This window comes from Comamonas testosteroni ATCC 11996 (assembly GCF_000241525.1).
Classification (GTDB): Bacteria; Pseudomonadota; Gammaproteobacteria; order Burkholderiales; family Burkholderiaceae_C; genus Comamonas; species Comamonas testosteroni.
In genome coordinates, this window is sequence record NZ_AHIL01000017.1 from 1 (window position 1) to 21,611 (window position 21,611).

The window sequence follows — 21,611 nt, forward strand, 5'->3', positions numbered from 1 at the left end:
GCTTTACAATTCGCGCGGAAATGAAATTGAGATTGATTCTTGTTCTGTTTCTTTGCTGCCAGCCCGTATACGGTCTTTCCGTTCCAGCCACAGCGTCATTGGTACTTCGGCATTCCCTTGTCTGAAGAGAACCCCCAGGTTTGTTTTTGTACGCTCATGCTGGAACGCTCGTTTTGCCCCTTAGCCGGGGCTTTGCCATTTCGTCTTCACACCACGGCTGTGGCCGTCAGTGTGCTCTGCCTGCTGCCCGGTGGCAGCCATGCACAAGAGGACGCAGCCTCGACACTTGCCGAAGTGACGGTGCAGGAAAAGGCCATTCCCAATGTGTATGGGGAGTCAAGCGACTCCTATGTGGCCGCTGGAGTGGAGGTCGGCAAGGCGGCGCAGTCTTTGCGCGATGTTCCGCAGTCGGTGACGGTGGTGACGCGCCAGCGCATGGACGATCAGGCCATGCGCACGCTCGATGATGTGATGAAGTACACCACCGGGATCACGCGCGAAGAGACCTGGCTGGATACGACCTACATGTCCCGCGGCATGAACATCACCAACTTCCGGTTCGATGGCGGTGCTGCCAGCTCCTCTCGCTCGGGAAGCCGCAGTCTGGACATGGCGCAGTTCGACAGCGTCAGTGTGCTGCGCGGGGCCGATGGCCTGTTCGGTGCAGGTGAGGCAGGTGGGGTTCTGAACTTCACCTACAAGAGGCCACAGGCCAAACGTCAGACCCAGGTTCTGCTTTCCGGCGGAACCATGAGCAACTATCGCGCCGAGCTCGACACTACGGGCGCGTTGAACGAAAGCGGCACTCTGCGTGGCCGTTTCGTGGCTGTGAACCATGACCGCAAGGAAATGGCAGCACCATCCAAGCTCAAGCGGCAGATGCTGTATGGAGCGCTGGAGCTGGATCTGACATCCAGCACAGTCGCCACGCTGGGTGCCAGCTATCAGAAAGACCGAAATACGGGCTTCAATGCCAGCCTGCCGCGCTATGCGGACGGCAGCGATATCGGCTTTGCGCGCAATACCAACTTTGGCGCGCCCTGGAACTGGATCAATCGCGAAAACACCACGGTCTTTGCCAAGCTCGAGCAGCAGCTAGGCAACGACTGGCTGCTCAAGACCCAGCTCAGACATACCCGCTTCAATGAAGGCGTGAACGGCGCGGAGATCGAAAGTTCGCCGGATCCCGTCACGCTGCAGGGGGCGGACTGGTGGATCCATCAAGCCAAGTCACGCGAGCGTGAAACCAGCTTCGATATCAATTTGCAGGGCAGCTTTGACGCCTTGGGTCAGCGCCATGATGTGATCCTGGGTTTCGATCAGCACCGCAACAGCAATACCAATCGAAGCCTGTGGCCGAGAGTGGGGCCGGCCGACGTCTTCAACCGGATTCCACCGGAAGACCCCGGTTATCCGCTGGGTGACTGGACCAGCGGCTCGCAGACAAAAACGCAAAAGAGCGGCCTCTATGGCTCTATTCGCCTGCGTCCCGTTGAGCGCTGGTCCGTGGTTTTGGGCGGACGCTATGTGCTGCAGGATCGCAATACCCAGCACGACATGAACGGTGCTCTCACGGCACAGAGTCGGGAATCGAATGTCTTTGTGCCCTATATGGGGCTGATGCATGAGCTGACCAAGTCGACCAATCTGTATTTCAGCACCGCCGAGATCTATCAGTCCCAGGCCGGAAAGTTCTCGGCACCACTGCCGGGGACGCCGCTGGATCCGGTGCGTGGTCGTACCTACGAGCTGGGTGTCAAAAGCGAGCTGACCCCCAATCTGATTGCGAGTGCGGCATTGTTTCGTACCGATAAAAAAGGCGAGGCCGTTTACGACCCCGCTTATCCCCAGACCGATTGGCGCGGCGGTTGCTGCTACTTCCGCGACGGCTTCAAGCTGAGCCAGGGCATCGATCTGGAGATGACGGGGAGAATCACTCCCAATCTCCAGCTGGCGGTGGGCTATACCTACAACAGCAACGAAGACAGACGCAAGGACAGCGCCCAGTTCAGCACGGTCACGCCGCGCCATCTGTTCAAGGCCTGGGCGGACTATCGCTTGAGCGGCGATTTGCGCGGCTGGAGCGTGGGCGGCGGTGTGGTGGCGCAGAGCTCGAACTACCGGGCTTCGGGCATCAGCGCTTACAACCCGGCAACGGGCCGTTATGACGGAGCCTGGACACCCTACAACTTCACTTCCCCGGGTTACGCAGTCTGGTCGGCTCGTGTGGCCTATGCATTCAACAAGGATTGGAGCCTTGCGATGAATGTGGGGAACTTGTTTGACAAGACTTACTACAGCACGGTCGGCTATGCGGGTTACGGCAACTTTTACGGCGAAAAGCGTACGGTTACCGTGTCGCTCAAGGGCCGTTTCTGACGGGCGTAGCAATGTCGCAATCTGATGGGCTGCGCTCTGACTGGGGACTGGGATCGCGTCTGGCTGCTGCAGTGCTGGGCGGTTATGCCGTCTCCAGTGCCTGGGTGGTTTTATGTGGTGCGATGAGTCAATCTCGTGTGGAGACCATTCTGGGGGGCATGCAGTCCAGCTGGCTCTGGTACGTGGCTGCCGTGATTTGGGCTTTTTCTCCGGCATCGCCACGGCGGATATGGGGCGTGCTGGGCATCGTGATGATCGGCATGCTCCTTGGCACCGCGGCGTTGATCTTCCTGAAGGGACGCTGATGCAGCCGGCAAAGAAGGAATCGGGCGCAGGTAAAGGCAGCTTCCGTCAGGCTCAGGCATGGTTGCATACCTGGTGCGGCCTGTGGTTCTCCTGGCTGCTGTATGCCGTTTTTCTGACGGGGACCCTGGCCGTCTTCGAGGAGCCCATCACCCATTGGATGACCCCCGAGCATCACGCCCATGAACAGGCCGAGGCCAGGCAGGAGGGCACTGTGCCGCAAGCGCAGTCTTCCCTGAGCCAGCGTCTGCAATGGGGTATGGCATATATGCAACGGCAGCACCCTGGTGCAGACATGTGGGAGCTGTGGCCCGCAGACTCCAAAGGGGGCGGGGATTTACGCGTCTACTGGTTCGATCACGAGGGACAGTATGCGGCGGCCCAGCTGGATCCGAAGTCCGGCAGTGCCATGGATGCCGCTGACGTTCCCAAGGTGCGCCAGACACTGGGTGGCCATCATTTCGTGGATTTCCACTACCAGCTGCATGCAGGACAGCTCGGACTCTGGGTTGTGGGCATCGCCGCGCTTGCCATGTTGGTGGCACTGGCCAGCGGAGTGATTACCCATAGACGAATCTTCAAGGACTTCTTCACCTTCCGCGCTCGCAAAGGGCAGAGAAGCTGGCTGGACATGCACAACGCCGTGGCGGTGCTGACGCTTCCTTTCCAGCTCATGATCGCCTATACAGGCATCGCCATATCCTGCGCGACCTTCATGCCTGCTGGCATTGCGGCCTACTTCGGCAGCAGTGCCGAAGCCGTCAAGTCTTTTCAGGTGGCGCTGAATGAACCTGGCAAGCCACAGCGTTCGGGTCAGTCCATGCCCGTGCCGGATCTGGAGTCCTTCGTGCTGCGCGGTCAGGCCTTGATCGGGCAACCGGTGCGAGCGGTGGTGATTGATTACCCGGGCGATGCAGTTGCACGCATTGGCATTTATGGATGGAATGAAGCCGACGATCTGAGCAAGCGTCTCAGCCCCAGCAGCGGTATGGCCATGTTCTCGGCCGCCACTGGAGAGTTGCAGCAGTTGCGCTTGCCTGGAGGTGTGGATGGCGGTGTGGCATCACTCACGCAATCGGTGATCGGCGGGTTGCATATGGCGACTTATGGCGGGCTGCCGCTGAAGTGGCTTTACTTCATTTGCGGGCTGGCCGGAAGCGCCATGATGGCCACTGGGGCGATTCTCTTCATGGTCAAACGGCGGGGCAGACATCAGGGGGAGTTTGGCTCCAGCACATCCACGGTCTACCGGATGATTGAAGCCGCGAATGTGGCGGCCATCGTGGGACTGGGCATCGCCTGCGTGGGATTTTTGTGGGCCAATCGTTTGCTGCCTGTCGAAATCTCGCAACGCTCCAGATGGGAGCTGGTGGTCTTCTTTGCGCTGTGGATTCTGGCTCTCATACATGCGCTGCTGAGGTCGCCGCCACTGGCTTGGCGCGATCAGATGGCAGCGCTGGCTGTGCTTTGTCTTCTGTTGCCCTTGCTGAATCTTGTGACGACTGGAGAGCAACTTGCTGCATACCTTCTCGATGGTGACTGGGAGAGCGCGGGGGTTGAGCTTTTCGCCCTTGCTGTCGGAGTGGCGGCGGCCGGCGCCTGGGCCTGGATGCGCAAGGCATCGGGCCTGAAGCCCGTGCGAAAGCAAATGGCTCGTGAATTGTCGAAAGACCTGCCTGCGGCTGCGGACGCAAGTGCCGCTAAGCAAGGGAGCCTGTCATGACCTTGTGGCAGTCATCGTTGCAGGCCTTTGCTCTTTCGATGGGAGGCATGACGGCTCTGGCTTTTGCCATGGACCGCCATTACGCGCAATTGACATCTCTGGACGAGGTGCCGACAGCGCATCGCATGGCGCTGCGTGTGCTGGGAGCATTGCTTTTGCTGGCCGTCTGCCTGCCTGCCATACGTGGGTGGAGTGCAACGGTTGGCAGCGTGCTCGTGCTGGGCTTCTGGAGTCTGGGGGCTCTCGCGACGGTCGCGGGGCTTTCCTGGTCGGCTCGACACCTGGCGGTGGCGGCCGCCATGACGGCGCTGCTAGGGGGCGTCAGCCGCCTCTGGTGACGGATCCCTTGAAGCCCGCAAGGCTTCTGATCTTCAATCGCTCCAATTCATGCCGTGGCCATGAGTTTCAGCAGCGACTGCGAATTGTTTTCTGGAAAGTGCAACGTTCATGACGGTGGGACAAATCAAACGCTGGGGTAGCCTCGGGCTGCTGCTGGTCTGTGCTGGAGGTATTGCCCTGTGGTGGGGGAGTCGGCCCAGGGTCGAGTACCAGAGTGTTGCGGTTCAGCGCGGCGATGTGGAGTCCACCGTCACTGCCATCGGCACCTTGCAGCCCAGAACCTATGTGGATGTAGGGGCGCAGGTCTCGGGTCAGATCACCCGTTTGCTGGTCAGTCCAGGAACCAGGGTCGAGAAAGGGGCATTGCTGGTGGAGATCGACCCCAGCGTGCAGCGCGCCACCGTGGATGCGGGCAGAGCATCGCTGGCGAGCTTGCGCGCTCAGATTGCAGAGCAGCAGGCACAGCTGAAACTGGCCGGCCAGCAATTGAAGCGACAACAGCAGCTGGAGTCCGAAGAGGCGACCAGGCAGGAAGATGTGCAGATTGCCGAGGCCCAGGTGGCCGGAGCTGCCGCACGCATCGACCATCTCAAGGCACAGATGCAGCAAACGCAGGCCAGCCTCAAGGCCGATGAGGCGCGTCTGGGCTATACCCGCATCTACGCACCGATGTCCGGTACGGTGGTGTCCGTCGATGCGCGTGAAGGGCAGACCCTGAATGCGACCTATCAGACGCCCAATATTTTGCGTATCGCAGATCTGACTGCCATGACGGTCTGGACGGATGTATCGGAGGCCGATGTGCGGCGCGTGAGAGCGGAAATGTCCGTGTATTTCACGACGCTGGGCAGTGCAGGTCAGGAACAGGCGCGTCGGTGGAGCAGCCGGGTGAGGCAGGTGCTGCCTGCGCCGCCGGCCAGCGTCGCCCCCGCAGCGGGCAATGCGGCGGCGCCTGCGGCGGCCACCAAGGCCGTGACCTATACGGCATTGTTCGACGTGGATAACCAGGACGCGGAACTGCTGCCACAAATGACGGCGCAGGTGGTCTTTGTGACCGGCAGTGCGCAGCAGGCCTTGACGGTTCCATTGACAGCTCTTCAGTCAGAGAAAGATCAGCAATCGCAGAGCGTTCGGGTGCTGACAGCCAAACGGCAGCCTGAGCAGCGAAACGTGAAGCTCGGAGTACGAAGTCGCCATCAGGTGCAGGTGCTCGACGGTGTGGCCGAAGGCGAGCGGGTCATCGTCGGCGAGACCCTGATTCCTGGCGGTCTGCGGTGGCTGCAATGGTGAGTGCGATGGAGCAGGTTCCGCTGATTTCGCTGCGTGGCATTCGCAAGCACTATGGCGGAGTGGGCGAGCAGCCGTCGGTGACCGTGTTGCACGGCATTGATCTGGATATTCGCGCGGGTGAGTACGTGGCCGTCGTCGGCAGCTCCGGTTCGGGTAAGTCCACCTTGATGAATATCCTGGGTTGCCTTGATAAACCGAGCGAAGGTTGCTATCGGTTTCAAGGTAAGGATGTATCCACGCTGGACTCGGATGCCCTGGCCTGGCTGCGTCGCGAAGCCTTCGGTTTCGTGTTTCAGGGCTATCACCTGATTCCCAGTGAAAGTGCCTCGGAGAATGTGCAGATGCCTGCGATTTATGCAGGCCTGGCCAAGGAGCAGCGGGTGCAAAGAGCCCAGCTCCTGCTCGAGCGTCTGGGGCTGGGGTCGCGCCTGGGCAATCGTCCCAATCAGCTCTCGGGCGGTCAGCAGCAGCGCGTGTCCATTGCGCGGGCGTTGATGAACGGCGGCCACATCATCCTGGCCGATGAGCCGACTGGGGCTCTTGACTCGCATAGTGGCGCCGAGGTGATGGCTTTGCTGCGCGAGCTGGCCGATGCGGGACACACCATCATTGTGATCACGCATGATCGCGACGTTGCGGCTCAGGCAAGGCGTGTCATCGAAATCAGCGATGGACGCGTCGTCAATGACAGCGCTCCCGATGGTATTCAGAGCCGAGCAGAGGTGCCTCCGCTGACCCCGCAGCGCAACACCGCAACGTCGGCAATATCCTGGGTGGCTGAGATTTCCGAGGCTGCACGCAGTGCCTGGCGCGGCATGCGCATGAACCGGGTACGCACCAGTCTGACCTTGCTGGGCATCGTGATCGGTGTGGCCTCGGTGATCGTCATGCTGGCCATCGGTGAAGGCGCACGGCGCAAAGTGGTCGAGCAGATGGGCACCATGGGAACAGCCATTCTCTATATGGGCAGCAAACCACCGGCCAGCGGTGGACCAGCGGGCCAGATCACCGAAGACGATCTGGCCGCCATGCGGGAGTTGCCGGCGATACGCAGAGTCATGCCCGTCATCGGAGACCCTGTCACGGTGCGCTATGGCAAGGCCGACAAGCAGATCTATGTGTTTGCAGCCAGCGAGGAGATGCCGCTGGTCCACCACTGGAGGGTGGCCCAGGGGCGCTACTTCACGGATGTGGAGGACCGAGATCTGGCTCCACTGGTGGTGATAGGGCACAAGGCGCACCAGCATTTTTTCCCGGAGGTGGCCAATCCATTGGGGCTGCAGCTGATCATCGGGAACTCGGCGTTCGAAGTCATCGGCGTCATGAGCGAGCGTGGGGCTGACTCCGGCGCCCAGGACTATGACGACATGGTCTTCATTCCCTATCAGTCGGGGCGCGCGAGAGTCTATCAAGCGCAGACACAGCCCGATTACGTGGTCGTGGAGGCCAGCTCCTCGGAGCTGGTCCATGAAGCCGAAGAATCGATCCGCAGCCTTCTGCTGGCGAGGCACGGGGGGCGGGAAGACTTCGGCATCGGCAATGCAGCAGCTCGTATTCAGGCCGAAGCAGCAACTCGCCAGAGCATGGCCGTGATGTTGGGGCTGATTGCGGCAGTTTCACTGGTGGTCGGTGGTATCGGAGTCATGAACGTGATGCTGATGACGGTGCGCGAGCGGACCAGGGAGATCGGCATTCGCATGGCAGTGGGGGCTCGCCAGCGTGACATCCTGCGCCAGTTCCTGACGGAAGCCAGCATGGTGACCATTGTGGGTGGGGGCGTCGGTCTGCTTGCGGGACTGGGCATCGGGATGACGCTTCTTGTCTCGGGCGTACCTGTGATTTTTTCGGTGAAAGCCATGTTGGGTGCATTTGCCTGTGCGGTGCTCACCGGCCTGGTTTTTGGCTTCATGCCTGCCAGGACGGCGGCGCGTCTGGAGCCCGTGCGAGCATTGGCGGGAGAGTAGGCATGTACAAATGGAACGCAGTGCTGGCGGCTCTTGCTCTGGCTGGATGCGCGACAACGCAATCCAGTAACGAGACCCGGGGAATGTCTCTCGATATTCCTCATGCCTGGGCGCAGGAGCAGGGGGCGGAAAACGAACAAGTCAGCGCCAGTTGGTGGCACAGTTTTGGCAGCCCGGAGCTCAGCGCACTGGTTGAGCAAGCCCGGACTCAAAGTCTGGATGTGGCGGCTGCCGTCGCGAGAGTGCAGCAGGCGGATGCCCGGGCAACTTATGCACGTGCGGCCCTGGTACCGGATTTGAACGCAGATTTCGGGGCCACAAGATCTGCAGCGATGGACAGTCATACGGAAAGAGACGCCAGCACTTGGCGAGTGGGTCTGTCGAGTAGCTACGAGCTGGACTTCTGGGGGCGTCAGCGTGCTTTGAGAGACGCCGCAGAGTCCAACAGGCAGGCCAGCGTGTTTGACCGCGAGACCGTGAGACTGACGGTCACTGCCTCAGTCGCCCAGGCCTGGCTCCAGTGTGTGGGCTTGCGAGAGCGCGCCGCGATTGCCCAGCTCAACCTGGAGATTTCCGAGCGGCTCCTGAAGCTGGTCGAGTCCCGAGCCCGTTATGGGGCAGCGACCTCCGTGGAACTGGCTCAGCAGCGTGGCCAGGTTGCAGCACAGCAGCGTGTTGTGGCTTTGCTCCGAAAACAGATTGCAGATGCACACGCTGTGCTGGCACTGCTGTCGGGGCAATGGACTATGGATCTTGTGAGCGAGACCAGTCTTTCGAATCTGGCGATTCCAGGCGTTCACCAGGGTACGCCCGCGGATCTGATAACACGCAGGCCGGATGTGGCGAAAGCGGAGGCTCAACTGCTCGCGGCGGATGCGAATCTTGCCGCTGCCAGAGCAGCCATGCTGCCGCGCGTGACGCTGACTGCGGGCCTGAGCTCCGAGAGCGAAAGGCTCGGCAGGCTGCTGGAGAATCCTCTGTCTTCTCTGGCTGCGGGAGTTCTGGCTCCGATCTTTGATGCAGGGCGACTTGCTTCGAACCGGGACCTGGCTGCAGCGCAAAAGCAGGAGCTTGTGATCGGCTACCGCAAGGCCATTCTGCAAGCCTTCAATGATGTTCAAACTGCATTGAATGCGGTTGACGGCGCGGAAAGACAGGCGGTGGTTCAGGCGCAGGAAGTGGCTCAGGCCCAGAGGGCTCTATCACTGGCGGAAAGCCGATATAGGGCCGGGGCGGACAACTTGCAGACCTTGCTGGATGTGCAGCGTGTGGCCTATCAGAGCCGAGACCTGGCAGTTCAAATACGACAGGAGCGCCTTCAGGCAAGCATCGCGCTTTACAGGGCCTTGGGAGGAGGCTGGAGGCGATTGCCGGAAGGGCCCGAGAGTTGAGGGGGTTGAGCGTAATGCAACGGTTGAGGGCAGCAGGACTGCGTCCGACCGTCGCCAGAATTGGCGTGCTTCAAGTCCTGCGGAGTTCTGCTCCCCACGCTCTCAGCAGGGATGAGATATATCGCCAGCTATACCTTCGGGGGACTCCTGTCAGTGTGGGAACCGTCATGCAGGTAGTGGCACAGCTAAGCAGGTTGGGTGTTGTGCATCACAACGGCAGACAAGGGCGTGAGTCTGGATATCTGCTGCTGGTCTGAGCGAGACGGCAAGATCATCTCGATCCGGGGGCATGTGCCGCCATACGGCTCTTGCAACTCGGCCTATGCTTCTGGCAGGCAAACTCGAGACCTGAGTTCCGAAGAGGGGCGCGAGCAAAAAAAGCCAGTTGCAGATGTTGCGACTGGCTTTTCAATGGGCAAATGTTCTGGGATCTGCCTGAATTTTGGCGGGGCTGTGGCACACGAATTAAGTCTTGAAATACGCATGAATACTTGGTTCTGTAGTTTGTTGGATTGAACATACCAACAAAAGTACCAACAAATTTTGTTATGACTCCCTTTGCCGTCCAAATTTGGATGGCGCTGCTGTGGGTAGTGCGCCCTTGAGCGAACGCGTCAAGCTGCCAGTCAAGCAGTGAGCATGCACAAGAAGCGCAGCAACTGATTGCGCATATCCCGACCTTGAATCTACCGATCCAAGCCACTTGGCTGGAATGCTCATGCGGGCTGCGCAGAATCCTTTTGTCTTGAGCACCAGCACAAAGCGTTTTGCTTCATCTCAGTAGCCTCACTGAGCACCATAGAGACATCCCAACACAAACCCGGATGCCTCCATGACCGAAGCCCAAGCCCTCCAGAAATTCAACGAAGCCAAAGACCTGCTGCACCGCGCTCAGCAGGTATATGCGCAAGCTGAGAAAGCTTTGCAGGCCGCCTCGTATTCGTCCCCTGGCCAGCATTTCGCCAGCGGCACGGACAGCGAAGCTGATGCGACTCAAAAGCCCATGCTGACGGACTACTAAGCCCGCTCTACAGCACCAAGAAGCCCATCAACTTCCGCCACGTCCATCACTATGCAAGTCACCCCATACGAAGCCGCAAAAGCTGCATTCCAATCCGCCCTGGCTCAGTTTCAATCGACCCAATCGTCCTATCGTCAGGCTCAAGAAGACCTGCAAGGGCTGATGCAACAGCAGACCTCGCTGCAGGAGAAACAACAACAGTTTGAAGCGGCTGCCGACGCAGCTGAAAGCGAATTCAAAGAGCTGTTTGCCAAGAGCGGATTCAACGCCACCAAACTGGTGAACGACGCCATGAACAAGAAGGTGGCCAACAAGGACATGGCCAGCGAAGTCGCCGCAGCTCTGGATCACATTGCCCAGGCGATTCAAGACTTTCCATTCAAGCCTGAAGTGGCTGCCCTGGCGCAAAGCTACCAGTCCACCCTGGAGGCGGCACGCCGCAAGTACGCCGAAATGATGCTGGCCCAGGCACTGTCCGAAGTGCCGGAAAGCCTGCTCAAAGCCATTGCGCTGCAGAAATTTATGGCCAAGTCCGACGCCAGAGACTTCAAGGGATTGCTGCCCTTGGCGGATGACCTGAAAGAGATCAAGGCAAGGGCTATGACCCGCATCTTTGAAGCCATCGACAGCATGCCTGGCCAATGCGATCCAGCGGCTGAATTTGAAGCCGCAGGCATGGCCGTTGGCGGCGGTGAAGGCCTGCCCACAATCCCGCGCATGTCGCCTGCAGCACTTCACCGCAATCGTGTGCTGAATCCCAAGCATTCATCGCGCTGACCCCTAGCACTGCTTCGCCGCAATGAGCGGTGCGGCGGGCAGTGCTCCAAGCCTTCAGTCCGCATGCATAGAGCCATGAAAGCACAACCCAATCAGCCGTGCGATGAAAAGCTTTTGAGAATCGGTGCTGTTATTCAAAAAACCGGAATGGCACGAAGCACTATATACAAAAAAATCCGAAGCAAAGAATTTCCCGCTCCATTAGTTATTGCCAAACGCTTAGTTGCATGGCGTCAAAGCGATATAAATTCATGGATCAACTCTCTCAATAATCTGTAAATCCCGGAGGTAGAAGAATGATGTTTAACTGTCCTCACTGTGGAGCCAAATCCCATTCGCGCACCAGCAGATTTGTATCTGATCTGGTGAGAGATGTTGTGTTTGTCTGCACTGATATTGAATGTGGTCATACGTTCCTGGCGCAATTGGCTGCAGTTAGAACCATCTCGCCATCGTCAAAACCCCGTGAGGGTATCTTTCTGCCAATGAGTGCACTGAAGCAGAAAATGATCCGGAATCAAGTTTCCCTGAATAAACAAGATGGCGGAGCCTACTCTATGGTTCTGTGCAAAAGCGCAGAGTACAAGAAATCTGAAAGCAAGCCCAAAGCCCATTTCGAGATTCCAGCGCAAGACCCCATCATCAAGGCGCTGCATGGAGCGCCCGCAGCTTCATAGGAATGAGCAAGCGCATGTTCTGCCTGTCCTGAAGTAAGATTGCACTCGACTCCAGCTAGGCCCGCGAACCGAAAAGCGGGAGACCCTGCCCGCCTGCTGGAGTTTTTTGCATTCGGGGAATAGCACAGCAGGGCGTGTATGGAAAATAAGAAATTTCTATTTGAAGAAAAATTCGATGTTGATGTTAAAAATCTATCAAATTATGAAGTTTGCATAGATCAAGCCGTTAGAGATAACATTGAAATCTTTGAGAAAGAGTTGGCAAATATTGGCATCAAATGCTCCATAATTTATCCTGTAATACAAAGATTTCTAGATGAATACATAGATGTTGATGATATTTACATCTATTTTTATGATCAAATACACAAACCTTATTTAATTGATGGCCTAATTTCTAAAATACTAATTATATTAATTGAGGTTCATGCATTAAAATCAACGCCTTGGGTTATAAAAGATGTTAATGAACTTTCAAAAAGAGTATTTATGACTCAAATTGAAATTTACAAATCTACATCATCAATATCCAGCTATTCAATGGCTAAAAAAGGCGCTGATGCTAGGCACAAAGAAAACCGAGATTGCCGAGCTGATGTTTTTAAATGGGCTGACAAGAACATGAAGTCATATAAAAGCATGGATGCTGCAGCTCTAGCCATTGCGGAAAAACTGGTTCCACAAAAATTTAGAGCTGTGCGCCAATGGCTTACAGATTGGAAAAAATTACAAAAACTACGCTCTACCGGCACAACGTAAGCTCTGCCAGCACGGCTTAGCGCGTACCAGCAAAGAGGCTGGTCAAGCAGACAGCCGCATCAGACCATTGCCCCATTGTTCATCTCAATGAGGCCCATATGACCGCACAAGCACGCGCCACAACGCACGGCGTGAAGACCCTCACCGCAGCCCAAGCCTTTGAAACGCTTCCCGATTGCGCATACATCCGCGAACGCGATCTAGTCGCCCATCCGCGCCGCCAAGGCGTGGTGGGGCTGCTGCCGTTTAGCGCCTCTACCTTGTGGCGCAAGGTTAGTGCTGGAGACTTCCCCAAGCCGCAGAAGCTGGGTGCCAAAATTTCCGCGTGGAGGGTGGCTGATGTCCGTGCCTGGATGGCGCAGCAGCAGGCGTAAGGGGCAGGTCGATGACACAAAAGAAAAACGCCCCAGCCATCCAATCGGACAGCCAGAGCGCGGTAGCAGCGCCCATTCTACTGAGCCAGAAACAGCAGGCCAATAGTGCAGTTGTACTGCTGCTGAAAAGAACTCATAGCCCATCGCGGGCCTTCCCATATCACAGCGCTTCATGGCACAATTGCTGCAAGCCGAGAGGCCCGGTGCTTGAAAACACCTTATTAGTAGCGTTTGCAACCCCCACCGACAAGCGGGGTTTTGTCATGCCCAAATTCTGGGGAATGGTGCGTTTGCATCATCCTTTTATGGTTACGGGCGGGATGGGCATATCCGTAAGGACTGCCGCACGACTACTGACGTGTTTTCAACATCCCGTCCACCTGTTGCGCTTGAAAACGTGGCAAGTGGCTTCCTGTGCTCCAGTAGGAAAGCAGACCATGACCGTTATCACCCTGGCCAGCCGCAGCGCTGCGTCCGCATCGCCCCTCACGGGCACACCTGACCCCATCCAACTGCACGCCGATGCGCATAACGCGCTCAGCATGGCGCTGCACTATCTCAGCCAGCCCAAGGCCAATGTTCCCGGTGCACGCCGCAAAGCCGTGCAGGCTCTGGCCGCTCTGCGTGGCCTCGATCTGAGCCTGGAGGGCTAACCCATGAAAACCCATCACAGCGCTGCCAAAGGGGCAGTGGAAGCTGCTGCATTGTCTGGTGCATCCACAAGAGCAAGCGCCGCGCGCCAAAGCACGCAGCGCACCGCGAAGCCTCGCGATGTCTTTGACTGCATTGCTGCAGGTATTCCGCGTGCGGATTGGGAGTTGGCACTGGACACCGATGCGGCCAAGCAATGGAGTAACTGGCTGGGTGAGGATCTGCCTGTATCTGACACCTTGAAAGAGGCCGCTCAAGCGCAGCTCAAAACCAAAATGCTGAACCTCCGCGATGAGGTAGGGCATCTGGATGCTGCCCGCTCTGCATTGAACGCGGTGGCCACCATGACGGATGAATGCGCCTTTCATGTGGGCCCCACTTTGGGCGTGCCTGCAAAGGACATGGCCAATCTGTTGCGCGTGGTGCATGCCGAGTTGGAGCGCCGTACGCAGGAGATTTGCAGCGCCGTCAATGAGGTGAGCATGGTCTGGAGGGTCAAAGCATGAATGCCCTGCACCAGCCCTCTTTTAAGCGCCCGGCTGCGCCTGCTGTAGCCGATATTGCAACCGCCGTGATGAATGGCGTTCAGTGTCTGGATACCTCCGGGCTTGCCGCTTTGCTGGGTTGCGCCCCGCATCATGTGCGCCACCATTTGGGCCATCGTCTTGACTTCCCCGCGCCGTTCATCGATCTGAGCCCGCGCCTGCGTTACTGGCGGGTCATCGACGTGTTGCAGTGGCTGTATCAGCCCGGCATGCGTGCCTTGAGCGTGGCAGACCTGGGGGCACCGCGGCTTGATGTCGGAGGCATTGCCGACTTGCTGGGTTGCTCACGCCAGCACGCCACTGCTGTGATTGCCAAGCGCAAAGACTTCCCCCCGCCGTGCATCAACGTCAGCAACCGCATGCGCACTTGGCTTTACCGGGATGTGCTGGCTTGGCTGGCCCCGCAGGGGGGCGAGTTTGGCAGCGGTGGCCACACTGCAGCCCCGGCGATTGTGGATGCCGATGGCGTGGCGCAAATGTTGGGTTGCACACGAGAGCATTTCACCGACCGTCTGCTCAGGCAGGCCGGTTTTCCGCAGCCTTTTTTGTATGCCAGCCGCCGCCTGCGTTGGTGGCGTGTGAGTGATGTCCTGGCATGGCAGCAGAAAGGCGGTGCAGCATGAGTGATTTGCTTCATGAAATCGCCCAGCGGTTGCAGTCGGACTATGAGTTCAAGCCTGCATCCGATGGCAAGCATTTGCGCAAGGGCCGCTGCCCTGGCTGCGATCACAAAAGCCTGTGGACTTACGCTGCCACGCCTTGGGTGGTGAAGTGCGAGCGGCTTAACCATTGCGGGTATGAGGCCCACGCCAAAGACCTGTATAGCGATCTGTTTGAGAGCTGGAGCGAGCGCGCCCGCATGGCCGAAGAACGCAAGCCCGAAGCCGAGCGCAATCCGCACGCGGCTGCAGATGCGTATCTGCAGCAGGCCCGTGGCTTCGACTTGACGCGGATTCGTGGTCTGTACTCGCAGGAGCAATACTTTGACCAGCGCGCTGACCGGGGGCGCGGTGCAGGCACGGCCACGGTGCGCTTTGCTGTGGCCCAGACATGGTGGGAGCGCTTGATTGATAAGCCCGCGCGCTTTGGCAAGAAGAAGGCCAATTTCAAGCAGGGAGGGAGTTACGGTGGTCACTGGTGGGCCATGCCTGATCTGAGCTTTGCAGCACCGAATCCGGCCCAGCCTGAGGCCCCTGAGCCACCTAAGGAGCTGTGGCTGGTGGAAGGCATTTTTGATGCCATCGCGCTGGCCCATCACGGCATTGCAGCCGTCGCCCTGATGAGCTGCAACAACTACCCAGGCAAGGCCTTGGAGGCAGTTCGCGCGCAGATACAGCGCGAGGGCCAACAGGTGAAGGAGCCGCGCTTGGTGTTTGCGCTTGATAGTGACAAGGCCGGGCGGGATTACACCCTGCGCCATGTGCGCAGGGCGCAGGAGGCTGGGTGGCGTTGCACAGCGGCGCAAATCCCGCAGCGCAGCGGCAGCGCCAAGCAGGATTGGAATGACCTGCATTTGCGCGAGCTCCTGACGGAAAAAGACCTCAAGGAGTATCTGCATCAAGGTGCGCTGCTGGTGGCCGAGTCTGCCTCCGACAAGGCGCTGTTGATCTACAACCACACGGGCCGCGCTGAGTTCGACTTGGAATATGGCAGCCGTCTGTATTGGTTCAAGCTCGATCTGGCCGCTTACAGCAAGGCCAAGGATGACTTGTAAAAAGGACAGGAAGAAGGGGACAAATACCTGTCAGAGCACGAGCTGCGAGAGAAGGCTATTGAGCAAGCCTCGGTGCTGCAGCCTATTGCCAATTGCTTGCCCAAAGCGCTGTACTACCAGCGCAATGAGGTGACGCAGGAGGCTTGGTATTACTTCAGCATTGCCCAGCCGCATAAAAGCCTGCCCGTCAAAGGTAACTTCACAGCAGGCCATCTGACCTCGGCCAGCGAGTTCAAAAAGCAGCTGCTGCACCTGGCACCCGGAGCCTTGTATAGCGGCAGCAGCGCCCAGCTTGAGCGCATGATGCAACGCCAACTGGACAACATCAAAGAAGTGCAGACGGTGGATTTTGTGGGCTACAGCGCCCAGCACAAAACCTATCTGTTGGGCGACTATGCGGTGCACGATGGCGCGGTGCTGGAGGCCAACGAAGAGGACTATTTCGAGATTGGAAAGCTCAGCATCAAAAGCCTGCAGCGCTCTATTCATCTGCACATCAGCCGCGATGCAGAAGCCCAGGACAGAAGCTGGCAACAGCACCTCTGGTCAGCCTTTGGTGCTCCTGGCTATGTGGCTCTAAGCTACTGGTTTGCCAGTCTGTTTGCAGAGCAGATTCGGGCTGAGCAAATGTCGTTTCCGTTCCTGGAAATCGTGGGCGAGCCCGGCAGCGGCAAGACGACCTTGATCCAGTTTTTGTGGAAGCTGTTTGGCCGGGACTATGAGGGCTTCGACCCCAGCAAGTCCACGGCCGCTGGGCGTATGCGCACGTTCACGCAGGTCAGCAATCTGCCCATTGTGCTGATCGAGAGCGACCGCGAAACCAAGACCGGCAACAGCGCCCATGTGAAAAGCTTTGATTGGGACGAGCTCAAGGACGCCTACAACGGCCGCAATGTGCGCACCACTGGCGTGCGCACTGGTGGCAATGAGACCTATGACCCGCCGTTCAGGGCCAGCATTGTCATCAGCCAGAACAACCCTGTGCAGGCCAGCCAAGCCATCATGGAGCGCATCTGCCATATGACATTCACCACGCATGGCCACACGCCTGCCAGCTTTGAAAGTGCCAAGAAGCTGGAGACTTATGAGATGGAGCAACTGAGCGGCTTTCTGCTGGCCTGCCTACGCCAGGAATCTCAGGTACTCGACACCTTCAAGGCAGAAGCCGACAAGACCATTGCATGGTTGCTGCAGCAGGACGGCATTCACAAGCCGCGTATTGCCAAGAACCATGCACAGCTGCTGGTGGCCGTCATGGCCATGAGCCGGCTCATGCGTATGAGCGATGGGCAGTTTGATGCTGTGCGCTCATGCATCGTGGCCATGGCCCAGGAGCGGCAGCGGTCCATCAGTGCCGATCATCCTCTGGTGCAAGAGTTCTGGGAGATGTTCGATTTCCTCGACAGCCTTCCGACCGAGGCGGTGAGAGGCACATTGCATGTACCGCGCCTGAATCACAGCCGGGACAAGCAGCTCATTGCCGTGAACCTGAACGAGTTTGTAGAGCAGGCCAGCGTGCACCGCCAGCAAGTGCCTCCGCTGGCCGAGCTCAAGAAGGTGCTGCGCACCAGCAAAGCGCGCCGCTTTGTGGACTCCAGCCGTGTCATCAACAGCGCAATCAAGACCCGTAATGCAGACGATGACCAGGGCAAGGCGGTGCGCTGCTGGGTGTTTGAGTTGGCCTGACGCAAGGCACAGAAGATCAATGTTTCATGGGGAGGTTTTATGACGCAAAACACTCATCTAACGGTGCTGGATGCACCAGCTCCGATGCTGGAGGCCCACAGCGGGCAGGTGATGGCCACCAGTTTGCAAGTGGCAGAGCATTTTGGGAAACGTCATGCGGATGTGATTCGAGCGGTCCGCAACTTGGGATGCTCGCCCGAATTCACTGAACGCAATTTTGCGCTCAGTGAATTTGTTGATGGTTCTGGCCGAAGCCTTCCAATGTTCCATATCACCCGCGATGGCTTTGCCATGCTGGCCATGGGCTTTACCGGCAAGGAAGCTATGCGCTGGAAAGAGGCCTACATCACCAGCTTCAACGCGATGGAGGCAAAGCTAAGGGCCCTGTATGTGGAGCCACTAGTCAGCGACAAGGCGTTTCGTCAAACCATCTCTCTGCGAGATAAGCTTACACTGCAGGAGCAGAGCCATCGGATTGCTATCAAAATAAAAGCGGAATCAGATTCAACTGCCCGGCGCAATCTCTACTGGCAACTGCGCCAAGTCAACGATGCGCTGGGTATTCCTACGGAGAGCGCGGCCCGTTTGCTGGGTGCTGATGCGATTTTTCCAGTTCAAGAAACCGAGTATTGACCCCCTGCAAACGGCATGACCAGCCCCGGAAACGGGGCTTTTTCATGTCCGCCGGCATTGATGAATAAATAAGCATTCGTGCCAAAACCAAGGGTTAATCCTTTGGAAAATCAGACTCCACCAAAATTCCGGGGAGGGGTCGGGAAAAGTGTAATCTGCGTAATCAGAGCGCTTGCTAACCTTGTGGGCCTTTGCAGGCAATGCTTTCAGAGAGGTGCTTGCTGTAATTTTTCCGTAGCCTAAGCGTAATCAGATTACAGAATTCAAAGTAATCTCTCGAAAATAGAAAAATCAATAAAAACAACGGGTTGCGAAGCTGCTGTAATCTTGATTACGCTGAATTACAGAAAGCTGTAACCCACGGAACCCAGCATTCATGCGGGTTTGCAGGCGATTTTATGGGCTGATTACGGAGGTTACGCTTTTCCCGACCCCATCCCGTGAACGGCTGAAAAAAGCATGAGTTAGGTGTGCTGTCGGAACCCCGTTGGATGCTGCCCGGGGCTGGCCGGACAAAACCTATTCGTCGGTAATATCAGGCTCATGGTCACTACCCGCAACATCATCATTTTTGCCGTCGCGTTCGTCTTGGCGCTTGGCATGGCAGGCCTGACTTACCCTTTGGTCTGGGCCCTATGCAGGGCCGTCTTCAAGTAGGTATCTGCTGATGTTGGTGTGGCCAAGCGTTGCGTGAACCGCCGAATGCTGCCAGAAGCAGTCGCCCGCCGCATGGCCGCGAGCGGCTGGTTCAGCCTGGAAGCGGACATCGACACAGGTACTCGGTAAACCGTCTCAACCCAATCTCGCCACGGACAAGCTCAAACGCAATGTTGAGATCCTGACCACTGCGGATGTTTCCTATCCCGGTGCACAAGATCGCTCAACAGGGCTACTGACAAAGGCGACTACGTAGGCTTCACGGCGGGCTCAATGAATATGGCTAAGCGCACCGGTGCCACGTCTTCAGTGCGCCCGAATGTCAGTACCAGTCGTGAAACATCTGTGCGCCGGAATCCTCCCGTTGGTGCGGACGCTCGTACGTCGTAGATCATCAATCCTTCATCCTCTGTTCCTGGCGCTGCGTCAGCAGTCGCCTGCACAGAACTGACTTCGAGCTCTTCACCCTGACGCAATGCCCTAAACGCGGTTCTAAGAAGCAGCCCGGCGGCGTCGGCTCCCGCTGGCTTGGACACATGGTGGTAGGTTAGGCTTGGGAGCTTGAAATGTAGTGCGTCTATCTGTCGAATGATGGCAGCTGCATTTGAATCTGGTTCATAGACGTGCACTTCGTCCGATAAGTGAAGTCGCCTCCATTGCGTGTCAGAGTTGGTGTACACAAAAGCGCCGGTCAAGGTAGCAACGAACAGACCGGTCTCTCGTGCAAAAGCCTTCGTGATCTTGAACTCTCCCTCAAAATCGTCGGAGATGGGCGTCAGCAAAGCCAGAGGGTCCTGCTCTGCCTCTTGTTTCCAGTGCGCTATGACAGAGTCAATATCAGCATCGGAAAGCTCATCGGAGCCGTTGGGGATGCGTTCCTTGATGTAAGCCTTCATTCGCTCCGTTGGCAGGCGCTTCAGGAGTCGCAGCTCTTCGTCCTGTGCCAAGAAACGCACCATCGCATCGTCAATAGGGCCAATCTCTATGTTCTCTTTGCGATCCGTGATGGCCTTGATCTCCTCACGATAACCAAGATCGAAATCCAACGGATCTGGGACGAGGTGAATCCGTCCTGCCTCAATGGCGTGTTCAAGGACCAGAAGCGTAAATGCGTTGCGAACGGTCTGCTCGCGATGTTTTGCCGGCTGATGAATCGGGCTGAGCTCCTTGCGCACCGTATCGGCGTTCATGAAAGGATGGACCACGACCAGTTCGTCTACATACGCCAACATGCCGGTGATTGACTCCGAAAGGAATCGCGGGTCGATCGAGCCCATGAAAAGCGCGCGAGAGCGTCGGCGCTGAGGGCTCGGAAGAAGGTCAATCAGTTGCGTGTCTCTGGGCCAGAGCGCTGCTTGAACCTTGTGTATGCGGATGACCTGTTCATCGCTGAGTGTGCGCCGCATGCGTAGCCATGAAGCGTCCGAGTCGTCCAACTCCAAGATGTTCTTTATGGCGCGAATCAAGGCGAGATTGCGTTCCCTGATGCTCATGACGCGCCAAGACGGGCGTAGATGCGGCTCAATGTCCGCGCAGCATTCCCTGAAGTTCAGCCCGCCCCCGCATCCACATGGATCCTCCGGGTGCGGGCTCAAGATTGGCTGAGGTTTGGCGGTCAATTCGTGAGCCTTCGATGTGCGGCCGAATTGGTCTCTGTAGGCAGTCGAGCCGTCGGCGTAGCCAATAAACACTTCGCCGCCAAACTTGAAAAGCCCATCGCGGGGCAGAAGGATCGGCGCGATTTCTGCCCATGACAGGCTGCAGTAGCGCTCGGGATAGAGCCATTCAGGCCTACCTGCAGCGACGTACTGCTTGGCTCGTGACCGCAGCACAAGATTAATGGCATGCACTTCGACGTCTGTGAGCTGGCGTTCGCGAATCAAGGCGTCCGTGTGAGCCATCGAGCTACCACGAAATCGAGCGTTGGTGCGACGAGCCAAATGATCAGCATTGGCAGGGTTTTCGGCGTATTCGAGGTTGGTCAGAATCAGGCAGTGATTGGCATCTAGCGCAAAGATGGTCTGCGTCCCCACCATCTGAACTCCTGGCTCATTGGGGTACTGGCATCCTTTCGAGTCGGGCGCCATCTTCGGATTGAAGACTGTGACCGGATGGTCGCTAACCAAGAATTTGACGGTTGCCTTAGAGGCTGAAACGATTTCCCGCACGCATTCGGACCACATCGTGCAATGCATTTGGCGCAATGCCTGCATCTGCAGCATCAGGTCAAGCTGTGGCAGCCCGTTGTAGTGCTTCAGGATCCAGTCAAGACCCTTAGGCGTTCGCAACTTCTGAGCGTCTAGATAGCCGAAAAAGTCCTGAAACCTTCGATGGATCTGAGCTTGATTTCCTGATATCCATCCACGAATAGCGTCTGCCCCGGTCTTGTCGATGGGGCCGAAGACGAACGTCTCGATATCGTCGTTTAGGGTCGGGCCAAATCGTGTCGTGTATAGGTCTAGCTCAACGAAGGCCAGCTTTGGCCCTAGTTCTTCGACTTCGGGCTCAGCAAGGGTCTGCCCGTTAGGCAGGCTGTTGACACCCGGTTGGAGGTTTCGCACGTACAGCTTGTGCCTGCCTTTGGGCATGAATCCACGCTGATACCACTGCGGAACGTAGTGGTTGTCGCGCGTGACCTGCTTCTCTTTGTTTTTCGGTTGGTGCATGGATTGTTTCAGCAGCGTTTGGCAAAGCGTCTCGCATCAACCTCAGTTTGCGGTGAGCACTG

The 21,611-nt window shown here is 57.6% G+C and carries 22 protein-coding genes; 21 read left to right on the plus strand and 1 reads right to left on the minus strand.

All coding sequences use genetic code 11. The features are described from left to right. Positions 1-192: 192 nt before the first annotated feature. The 21 genes from CTATCC11996_RS07365 (at position 193) to CTATCC11996_RS24580 (ending at position 18,226) form a co-directional block, all read left to right on the plus strand. Positions 193-2,379, plus strand: coding sequence for a TonB-dependent siderophore receptor (locus CTATCC11996_RS07365; protein WP_003074678.1), 2,187 nt, complete (start codon positions 193-195; stop codon positions 2,377-2,379). A gap of 11 nt (positions 2,380-2,390) precedes the next feature. Continuing rightward, positions 2,391-2,684, plus strand: coding sequence for a hypothetical protein (locus tag CTATCC11996_RS07370; RefSeq protein ID WP_003074680.1), 294 nt, complete (start codon positions 2,391-2,393; stop codon positions 2,682-2,684). Further along, positions 2,684-4,405 carry a PepSY-associated TM helix domain-containing protein gene (locus CTATCC11996_RS07375; RefSeq protein WP_003074682.1) on the plus strand — a complete coding sequence of 574 codons (1,722 nt, stop codon included), beginning with the start codon at positions 2,684-2,686 and terminating at the stop codon, positions 4,403-4,405. The genes CTATCC11996_RS07370 and CTATCC11996_RS07375 overlap by 1 nt, the downstream gene beginning before the upstream one ends. Next, positions 4,402-4,743 carry a DUF3325 domain-containing protein gene (locus CTATCC11996_RS07380; protein ID WP_003074684.1) on the plus strand — a complete coding sequence of 114 codons (342 nt, stop codon included), beginning with the start codon at positions 4,402-4,404 and terminating at the stop codon, positions 4,741-4,743. The genes CTATCC11996_RS07375 and CTATCC11996_RS07380 overlap by 4 nt, the downstream gene beginning before the upstream one ends. 109 nt (positions 4,744-4,852) lie before the next feature. Further along, positions 4,853-6,034, plus strand: coding sequence for an efflux RND transporter periplasmic adaptor subunit (locus tag CTATCC11996_RS07385; RefSeq protein WP_003074686.1), 1,182 nt, complete (start codon positions 4,853-4,855; stop codon positions 6,032-6,034). 5 nt (positions 6,035-6,039) lie between these two features. Continuing rightward, positions 6,040-7,998 carry an ABC transporter permease gene (locus tag CTATCC11996_RS07390; RefSeq protein ID WP_003074689.1) on the plus strand — a complete coding sequence of 653 codons (1,959 nt, stop codon included), beginning with the start codon at positions 6,040-6,042 and terminating at the stop codon, positions 7,996-7,998. Between the two features lie 2 nt (positions 7,999-8,000). After that, on the plus strand, positions 8,001-9,389 hold the full coding sequence (locus CTATCC11996_RS07395; protein WP_003074691.1) for an efflux transporter outer membrane subunit: 1,389 nt from the start codon (positions 8,001-8,003) through the stop codon (positions 9,387-9,389). Between the two features lie 14 nt (positions 9,390-9,403). Beyond that, a complete protein-coding gene (locus CTATCC11996_RS26510) occupies positions 9,404-9,646 on the plus strand; it encodes a transcriptional repressor (RefSeq protein ID WP_080569838.1) in 243 nt (80 codons plus the stop codon). Beyond that, positions 9,618-9,905, plus strand: coding sequence for a hypothetical protein (locus CTATCC11996_RS25810; protein ID WP_162097104.1), 288 nt, complete (start codon positions 9,618-9,620; stop codon positions 9,903-9,905). Before CTATCC11996_RS26510 ends, CTATCC11996_RS25810 begins: the two co-directional genes overlap by 29 nt. Before the next feature lie 316 nt (positions 9,906-10,221). Then, entirely contained in the window at positions 10,222-10,410 is a 189-nt protein-coding gene (locus CTATCC11996_RS07400; RefSeq protein ID WP_003074693.1) for a hypothetical protein, read from the plus strand. A 51-nt stretch (positions 10,411-10,461) separates the two neighbouring features. Beyond that, positions 10,462-11,187, plus strand: coding sequence for a hypothetical protein (locus tag CTATCC11996_RS07405; RefSeq protein ID WP_003074695.1), 726 nt, complete (start codon positions 10,462-10,464; stop codon positions 11,185-11,187). Positions 11,188-11,262: 75 nt separating this feature from the next. Further along, positions 11,263-11,466, plus strand: coding sequence for a helix-turn-helix transcriptional regulator (locus CTATCC11996_RS24855; protein WP_080569839.1), 204 nt, complete (start codon positions 11,263-11,265; stop codon positions 11,464-11,466). A 17-nt stretch (positions 11,467-11,483) separates the two neighbouring features. Continuing rightward, complete coding sequence (locus CTATCC11996_RS24860; protein WP_080569840.1) at positions 11,484-11,864, plus strand: Ogr/Delta-like zinc finger protein; 381 nt, start codon at positions 11,484-11,486, stop codon at positions 11,862-11,864. Between the two features lie 138 nt (positions 11,865-12,002). Continuing rightward, a complete protein-coding gene (locus tag CTATCC11996_RS25470; RefSeq protein WP_138983845.1) occupies positions 12,003-12,623 on the plus strand; it encodes a hypothetical protein in 621 nt (206 codons plus the stop codon). Between the two features lie 98 nt (positions 12,624-12,721). After that, positions 12,722-12,997, plus strand: coding sequence for a helix-turn-helix transcriptional regulator (locus tag CTATCC11996_RS07415; RefSeq protein ID WP_003074698.1), 276 nt, complete (start codon positions 12,722-12,724; stop codon positions 12,995-12,997). A gap of 437 nt (positions 12,998-13,434) precedes the next feature. Continuing rightward, a complete protein-coding gene (locus tag CTATCC11996_RS07420; protein WP_003074700.1) occupies positions 13,435-13,650 on the plus strand; it encodes a hypothetical protein in 216 nt (71 codons plus the stop codon). A 3-nt stretch (positions 13,651-13,653) separates the two neighbouring features. Then, the gene (locus CTATCC11996_RS07425) at positions 13,654-14,154 is read left to right on the plus strand and encodes a hypothetical protein (RefSeq protein WP_003074702.1); all 501 of its coding nucleotides are present in this window, start codon (positions 13,654-13,656) and stop codon (positions 14,152-14,154) included. Next, complete coding sequence (locus CTATCC11996_RS26145; RefSeq protein ID WP_003074703.1) at positions 14,151-14,816, plus strand: helix-turn-helix transcriptional regulator; 666 nt, start codon at positions 14,151-14,153, stop codon at positions 14,814-14,816. The genes CTATCC11996_RS07425 and CTATCC11996_RS26145 overlap by 4 nt, the downstream gene beginning before the upstream one ends. After that, entirely contained in the window at positions 14,813-15,907 is a 1,095-nt protein-coding gene (locus CTATCC11996_RS26150; protein WP_236597908.1) for a toprim domain-containing protein, read from the plus strand. The genes CTATCC11996_RS26145 and CTATCC11996_RS26150 overlap by 4 nt, the downstream gene beginning before the upstream one ends. A 96-nt stretch (positions 15,908-16,003) precedes the next feature. Then, positions 16,004-17,593, plus strand: coding sequence for a hypothetical protein (locus CTATCC11996_RS26155; RefSeq protein WP_236597909.1), 1,590 nt, complete (start codon positions 16,004-16,006; stop codon positions 17,591-17,593). 39 nt (positions 17,594-17,632) lie between these two features. Then, complete coding sequence (locus CTATCC11996_RS24580) at positions 17,633-18,226, plus strand: Rha family transcriptional regulator (RefSeq protein ID WP_050878828.1); 594 nt, start codon at positions 17,633-17,635, stop codon at positions 18,224-18,226. Positions 18,227-19,131: 905 nt separating this feature from the next. On the opposite strand, the gene CTATCC11996_RS07450 is transcribed toward CTATCC11996_RS24580, so the two are convergent. Continuing rightward, positions 19,132-21,549, minus strand: coding sequence for a DUF4238 domain-containing protein (locus CTATCC11996_RS07450; protein WP_003074710.1), 2,418 nt, complete (start codon positions 21,547-21,549; stop codon positions 19,132-19,134). Positions 21,550-21,611 lie beyond the last annotated feature (62 nt).